Source organism: Pseudomonas fluvialis (assembly GCF_002234375.1).
Lineage (GTDB): Bacteria > Pseudomonadota > Gammaproteobacteria > Pseudomonadales > Pseudomonadaceae > Aquipseudomonas > Aquipseudomonas fluvialis.
The window spans coordinates 1-6601 of sequence record NZ_NMQV01000050.1 but is presented as its reverse complement, the minus strand read 5'-3'; the positions used below and the strand labels follow the sequence as shown (position 1 = coordinate 6601).

Annotated in this window: 8 protein-coding genes and 1 pseudogene; 5 read left to right on the top strand and 4 right to left on the bottom strand. The window is 51.5% G+C overall.

What is annotated here, in order from left to right; translation table 11 throughout:
• Both CFY91_RS15560 and CFY91_RS15555 read right to left on the bottom strand, forming a co-directional pair.
• A partial coding sequence (locus CFY91_RS15560; RefSeq protein ID WP_133063706.1) for a DEAD/DEAH box helicase occupies positions 1 to 1820 on the bottom strand: 1820 nt, incomplete at its 3' end.
• 547 nt (positions 1821 to 2367) lie between these two features.
• Positions 2368 to 3240 (bottom strand): SEL1-like repeat protein, encoded by an 873-nt coding sequence (locus CFY91_RS15555; protein WP_229727231.1) that lies wholly within the window; start codon positions 3238 to 3240, stop codon positions 2368 to 2370.
• On the opposite strand from CFY91_RS15555, the pseudogene CFY91_RS15550 reads away from it, so the two are divergent.
• From CFY91_RS15550 to CFY91_RS15535, 5 genes and pseudogenes are all read left to right on the top strand, one after another.
• A pseudogene (locus CFY91_RS15550) lies at positions 3190 to 3381 on the top strand (IS3 family transposase); the annotation flags it as partial. The gene CFY91_RS15555 and the pseudogene CFY91_RS15550 sit on opposite strands and share 51 nt — an antisense overlap.
• Before the next feature lie 33 nt (positions 3382 to 3414).
• The gene (locus CFY91_RS15945; protein WP_133063705.1) at positions 3415 to 3861 is read left to right on the top strand and encodes a hypothetical protein; all 447 of its coding nucleotides are present in this window, start codon (positions 3415 to 3417) and stop codon (positions 3859 to 3861) included.
• Positions 3862 to 3892: 31 nt separating this feature from the next.
• Positions 3893 to 4147, top strand: coding sequence for a hypothetical protein (locus CFY91_RS15545; RefSeq protein WP_093987287.1), 255 nt, complete (start codon positions 3893 to 3895; stop codon positions 4145 to 4147).
• 69 nt (positions 4148 to 4216) lie between these two features.
• On the top strand, positions 4217 to 4645 hold the full coding sequence (locus tag CFY91_RS15540; protein WP_093987286.1) for a tetratricopeptide repeat protein: 429 nt from the start codon (positions 4217 to 4219) through the stop codon (positions 4643 to 4645).
• Between the two features lie 93 nt (positions 4646 to 4738).
• Entirely contained in the window at positions 4739 to 5491 is a 753-nt protein-coding gene (locus CFY91_RS15535; protein WP_093987285.1) for a hypothetical protein, read from the top strand.
• A gap of 225 nt (positions 5492 to 5716) precedes the next feature.
• Here the strand turns inward: CFY91_RS15535 and CFY91_RS15530 are convergent, their stop codons facing one another.
• Positions 5717 to 6262 carry a hypothetical protein gene (locus CFY91_RS15530; RefSeq protein ID WP_093987284.1) on the bottom strand — a complete coding sequence of 182 codons (546 nt, stop codon included), beginning with the start codon at positions 6260 to 6262 and terminating at the stop codon, positions 5717 to 5719.
• A 151-nt stretch (positions 6263 to 6413) separates the two neighbouring features.
• Positions 6414 to 6601 (bottom strand): DUF6957 family protein (locus CFY91_RS16130; RefSeq protein WP_423812487.1); only part of this gene is annotated, 188 nt, incomplete at its 5' end.

The following is a 6601-nucleotide window of genomic DNA, read 5'->3' as shown; positions in this document are numbered from 1 at the left end:
CGAAACCCGGGGCGATTCAGTTCAAGACGATTTGGGTTCCAAGGGAGGTCGTAATTGACCATCAGGTTGGCGTTCTGCAAGTTCACGCCTTCACCCGCTGCATCGGTGGCAATCAGCACCAGGACATTGGGGTTGTTGCGGAACTCCTCCTGAATCTTGCGCCGTTCATCACGGTTGGTGCCGCCATGGATGGTCACGACAGCCTCGGGCTTGCCCAGCATGTTCCCAATTCGAGCAACCAGGTAATTCAGGGTATCGCGGTGCTCGGTGAAGATGATCAGCTTGCGGCGGCTGCCACTGCTGGTGAACATCTCAGGTGTGTCCTGCAACAAGCAGGAGAGCTGCTCCCACTTCTTGTCCTTGCCCGACTGAACCACCGAAAGCGCCTTCGCTTCCAGAGCCTTCAGTGACCAGATCTCAGCCTCAAGCTCGGGAATGGTTTCAGCAGCTGTGGCCTGGTCTACGACCTGTTCCGAATATAGCTCGTACTCATCAGCACTGAGCTCCTCGTCCAACTCGTCGAAGCTATCGGGAAGCTCAATCTGCTTCTTCACATGGTATTCGCCCAGCGTGCTAGCCACTCCCTGGCCACGAGCCAGCAGCTTGGTCTCTTCCAGGCGGTTTTCCATGCGTTTACGACGCCGTTGGAGCGACTGGTAGATCGCTTCAGGACTGGAGGCAAGACGGCGCTGAAGCTGCGTCAGGGCGAAGCCTACGGTGCCCTTGCGCTTCCCATCGAGCTGGTCAGCCCGATTCATTTCGTTGCGCACGTACTCGGTGACTTCGTGGTACAGCGCGGCCTCAAGGTCAGACAGCTCGTAGTTGGCCGTATAGGCACGGCGCTCAGGGAAGAGGGGAGTGCCATCGAACTTCAGCAACTCCTCTTTCACCATACGGCGCATCATGTCGGAGACATCGACCTTATGCGCCCCCTCGCGGAATTTGCCGTAGAAGCGGTCTCCATCCAGCAGCGAAAGCCAGATCTGAAAGTCTTCTTCCTTGCCGTTGTGCGGTGTGGCGGTCATCAACAGGAAGTGACGGGTGATGGAACCGAGCAGCTCACCTAGCTCGAAGCGCTTGGTCTTATTCACCTTGCTACCGAAGTAGTTGGCGGAGAGCTTGTGGGCTTCGTCGACGATGATCAGATCCCACTCAGTGTTCTTGAGCTTCTGCTGGAACTCTTCACTGCGGGACAACTGATCGAGGCGTGCGATCAGCAGATTGGTCTCCTCGAAGTAGTTACCTGAGGCGCATTGCTCCTGCTTCTCACGGCTGAAGACCTCGAACTTCACGCCGAACTTTTCCAACAGTTCATCCTGCCACTGCTCGGTCAGGGAGCCAGGTGACACCACCAGGATTCGCTTGGCATCCGAACGCATCAGGAGTTCGCGGATCAGTAGCCCGGCCATGATGGTTTTGCCTGCCCCTGGATCATCAGCCAGGACAAAGCGGAGCGGCTGCCGAGGCAACATGGACTCATAAACAGCGGAAATCTGATGGGGGAGAGGATCTACGTTTGACGTATGCACAGCCATCATCGGATCGAACAGGTGCGCCAGATTGATCCGATAGGCTTCCAATCCAAGCTTAAAGTCAGCACCCGGAGCATCAAATGACCAAGGCCTGCCAGCCTGAGCAAGCTCTAGGCGCACCTCGTCCGAGCGGAACAACATCTGCTCACCTAGGCGACCTTGGCTGTCCTTGAAGTAGACGGTAATGGCATTGTCGCCAACAGGCTCGACCGTGACGATACGCACGATCTCATCCGCCTGGATCCCCCTGACCTGTGCGTCTTTCTTGATGTCTTCGAGCTTGAGCATTCTTTGATCCTGTTCGTCCTTGGTCGATGCACGCACATCCCAATTACTGTAGATATTAACAGGGCTAACAGTGCGAATGGCGCGCCGAAACGGGCGCACTAAAAACCGCTTTTTGTCTGCTTAACCTGCATCTATGCCACTCGCATTAGCACAAATAAAAACCCCGCAAGCCCAGAGACTGCGGGGTTTCAGGTCAGCTATCCGTTGCCGGTTAACTTTGCAGATGTCGGCTAACTTTGGAGAAAGTGTCGAATAACTTCAACGACCTCCACCACTGGAGGCGGACAAAGATAGCCGACCTCAAAAGCGCGAAAACACTGGGCTGAAGGCGACTTCAGACAGACTTAATGAACCCTGTCGGTCAAAGTAAATAGGCCAAAACCTACCTTCGGACAATGTTACTTTCCAAAGCCAGTAACGACGGGGCTTCTAGCCAGTCCTAACCCATCAGGAGGCGACATGATATTAGGATATCTTGTCGGCATCTCCTCTCAATTGACAGGTTGTCAATACGATTACCTTACATCACTCGGAACCTAGATAGAAGCTAAGCATGCTTGATCCGGTTGAGGAACTCGCGCGCCGCTGCCCTGGCCCTCACGTCATCTGAAGCACTTAATGGCTCCAGATGCACCCCTTCATCACCATCCACGTAGAGCGGCCCACCTTGGTCATCATCGTACTCCTGGCCTGCATACAGACCGCCATCGTGGTATGCCCGCAGCGTACTCTCGCGCAGATCAGTACCCAGATGCTCGGCAAGGTAAATCCAGACCCAGTTCTGGAATAGATTTCCCCGGTCATCTTCATCAATCAGATCACGCATCGCATCGACGTCACCATGCAGAGCAGCCTGATGATTCCAATGCCTTGCAGAATCAACATCATCGGCATCCTCAGCCAACCAGACCAGAGAGCGCATCGCCTCCACATGACCTAAACCTGCGGCCTCCTTGTACCAATGCTCAGCTTGCTCATGGTCACCCCGATGCTCAGCACGCTGCGCCTTCTCAAGAGCAATATCCAACCTGGCATCTGCCCACCCCAGACGTGCTGCCTCATTCAAATGAAGTGTCTCTCGCTCGGCATTCAGCAGGTGAGCCTTGTAGGCCGTCGCCCATTCGAGCTGCACCCCATCAAGATCGCGGCACTGCTCCATCAGCGAGTACCAATAGGAGGAGCCCTCCTCTTCACTGAGGTCATCGCCTCTATATATAAGTGCCAAAGCGTAGTGAGCTGCCGCGCTGCCTCTCGAAGCCGCACCGTTTAGGCCGTCAATCAACAACGTAATTTTTGCAGGGTCGCGCGATGGTGACGGGTTGCCTCCTGACTCAGAGTCAGAGGCTTCATCCTCGTCCTCCTCATCACTGCGTGTGAAGGGTTCTTCGGCCAACTGAAACGAGAGCGTGTTGTCCGGCAATCGTACCGAACCCGCGATGAGGCACGGGCGGATCTCTTCGACTACATCGAGCGGTTCCATAACCCACGGATGCGTCGTAGAGTCGCCCGGCAAGATTTGAAGTTTTCAGCCCTTTTCAAACCGTCCGTGGAAATGGGGTAGAACCCATCAGAATGAAAGCGCAAAGGAGCTGCGATGACACAACAAATTGGTCGCGATGGTCGAGTCTTAGAATCGGGCGATCTGATCAGGGTAGGTCATTTAGACACGCCCACCGAAACCGAGCTCAAGGAGTGGTCTCAGTATGTCGAATCAGTGAAGAAACTGATCCAGGCAGGAGCTCGCGCTGGCGATGGCTGGGTAGTGAACGAAAAATGGGGTGACGTTAAAGACGGGAGGGCCTTTTTTATTGGTGATATGTACCTGCCACCGAAGAAGCAACACCCAATCCCAGAACCTGTATCGCCGGCATCGCACCAGCCTCCGCAAGCTGGGCCTTCGGCACAAGCTCAACCTCTGACACTTATCGAAGCCGCTAGGGAAATTCTGAAAAAGCCCGTTTTTCGCGAAACCGCTGCCCTGTATCCCGCATGGTTACTGGGCTGCATTTTTCGAGAAAGGACTTTTTCAGACCATCCCTAGTACTAAGCAAAATCTCCCCTCTACTCGCTCTATGTCTTTCTTCGATTACGTGATGCAAGGCTTCGGGATGGTTTTGATCTTTGGGCTTTTGTTTTGCATCTTGGTCGCATGGTACGAAGAGGCAACCAAGCCAAAGAGCTGCGAAGAGCTCGTGCAGGAAGCTTGGGATGAGCGTAACGACGACTACAACGGCAAGTGCCGTTACTTAGGGCCGAAGTACCAAGTGACCTGCTATCCGGACGAATACGAAGAAGCACTGGATGAATGGAAGAGGAATCGGTGGTGACTTAGAGGTTTACGCCGCGCAGGACATACAAATTGACTGGACAGCTAGCTGCCACTGCCAGAGGTGCAAATGAATATCTTCGAAAAGCTCAGATCACGGGGTGCTGAAACGCGCCTCGCTGAAGAGATGCTCTATCAAACAGTGGTAGATGAGCTATCGCAAGGAGTACGCCGTGACGGATTGTGGGCTAAAGCATATGCCGACAGTTATGGTCATGAGGCAGAAGCAAAAGCTCGGTACATTAAACTGCGGGTTCAGTCTTTGCTGGACGAATTTCGCTTGTTTGAGCACGGCGCAATGGCTACAGAAGTGGCACCGAACTCAGTCGATAGGCAGAATGCCCCAGATCCAAGGGAGCTGCTCGATCAGGCATTTACTCAGATGAAGCAGGGGCAGTCCTGGCAAGCTATTCAAATCTATAACCGTATCGTGTCGAACTATCCAAAGAGTCCTGAAGCAAAAATAGCCAAAGAAAATCTCAAATTTATAAATTATTGAGCTTCTGCCGCGACGTCTGCCCGTCTTCAGTAGCGCAGAGCGTTAGGAGCTGGCAGGAATCGAAGCGATAAAACCAAACAATAAGGATATGTCATGCTCCTCGAGGAATACGTTTCAGAAGAAATCAACCAAAAAAAATATAAAGCAACCCTGGGATGGTTTTTGATTGGTGTTTTATCGATTTATTTTATTATGCTTCGCGGCCAGGGTGACAATATCACCTGGAGTATAGGTAACGTTCTACAATACGCTCAATCAGTTGGCCTTATTGGCGTTGCCATGTCGTTTTTTATGGCTCTACTAATACCAGCTCCCATAGCATTATTAGCGCTATTCTTTAAATCATGCCGGAACATGAAATTCGTATTCAAGGTGTACCGAGTGTTTTTCATGGCCTTACTGGCATTTGTACTTTTTGGATTATTTAGCCTGACCCAAAGAAACCTAATTACTACTTCAGTTAAGTCAGAACCCACCCATCCGATTGAGCCCATTTATACAGCAACGTCCCCTGCTCAAATTACTGTTAAGCCTGCGCTTATAGCACCTGCCGCCGAAGGATCCAAGTTCAGCAATGGAGACCTTATGAATTACGCTATAGGATGCGCTACATTGACACGCAGAATTGACGGCGATGATTTAGCCTCAGCAATCATGGGGAAATCCATTTACAAGATGAGTCAATTAGCGATCACACAAGAAGCAGGCGAAAAGTTAATCGAAAATGCTATCTCTACCACACTAAAAATAATTGAAAACAACAAGAACGATTCGAATTATCTGATTGAGCTTAGGAATGAGCTTTGCAGTGACGCAGAGATTTTGATTCCCAACATTATGGGCTAACACAAAAGGGGGCGTAAACAGCCCCCCCCTTTTTATACGTGTAAAATCGCTCAGATGCTGTCGATGCAATCTCTAGAATGACGCAGAGTAGGCTGCCCAGTACGGGACGTTCCCGAATATACGGAAACGGCCCCTAAAATCAGAAAATCGTACTTCTTCTTAGATATATTTCATGGGTGTGAGAAGCATACACCCACAGGACACCCTACGAGGAATGTATAAAAATTAATCGTAATGACTCCATTTTTTCTCTACGAAACTGTATTCGTAGACCGAAAAAGCATCGCCAACAGCTGAAGGAACAACCAAAAAGGGATGCCCATCTTTGAAGTCGAAGATTATTTTAGGTTGGATCACGGAGATCCGCACCCTTGGAAGGACTTGCAGATGCTCAGGACTGAGATCTGCCAGAGATTCAGGATAAGAATCCGTTTCTTGTTTAAATGACTCAACCGCTTTAACTATTGGCGCCGCCATCTTGGGGATCAATTTGTCTGTTTGAAAGATCGCCGCAAGCATCAGGGCCGGCACGGCAGACAATACCAGCAAACGCCGGAATAATCGTGCACGCCATTCGGTATCCTTGCTTAAAAGCAAGGAAGCAAGTGCTGTCGGAAAACCAAGAATGACAGCTCCCAGCAACAGCATCATAGAGAAGATGGTCGCACCGTAGAGCACACTAGGTATAACGGAGAATAGTAGTATCGCGCACCATGTAAAGCGAAGATCGCTTACCCAGCGTTTCCAAAATACGTAAGTTGCCTTAGCCATGCCTAGCTATTCCATAACTTATCATTGATGTCCCAAAGCCTACCTTGCTGGTAGATCACTCCGGCCAGGGTACTCCCACCTCCCACCCCCGAGAAGTCATGCAACGACTATTTAACTAATGCGGTCTTATGCGAAGCGCGGTTCGAATCCCTCAGAAAATCCGCCCGACCATCTCCAGCGCCACACGTTTGCGCTGCCCCTCACCGAGCAACACGTAGAGCGTGCTCCAGGTCTGGAACAGACCCTCACCATGCAAAACGTGCAACGGCGATGTCCGCACAAAGTCCCCCACATCCCAGCGCCTGGCACTGTCGTAAAGTAAGCGCTCCATAAACCCCA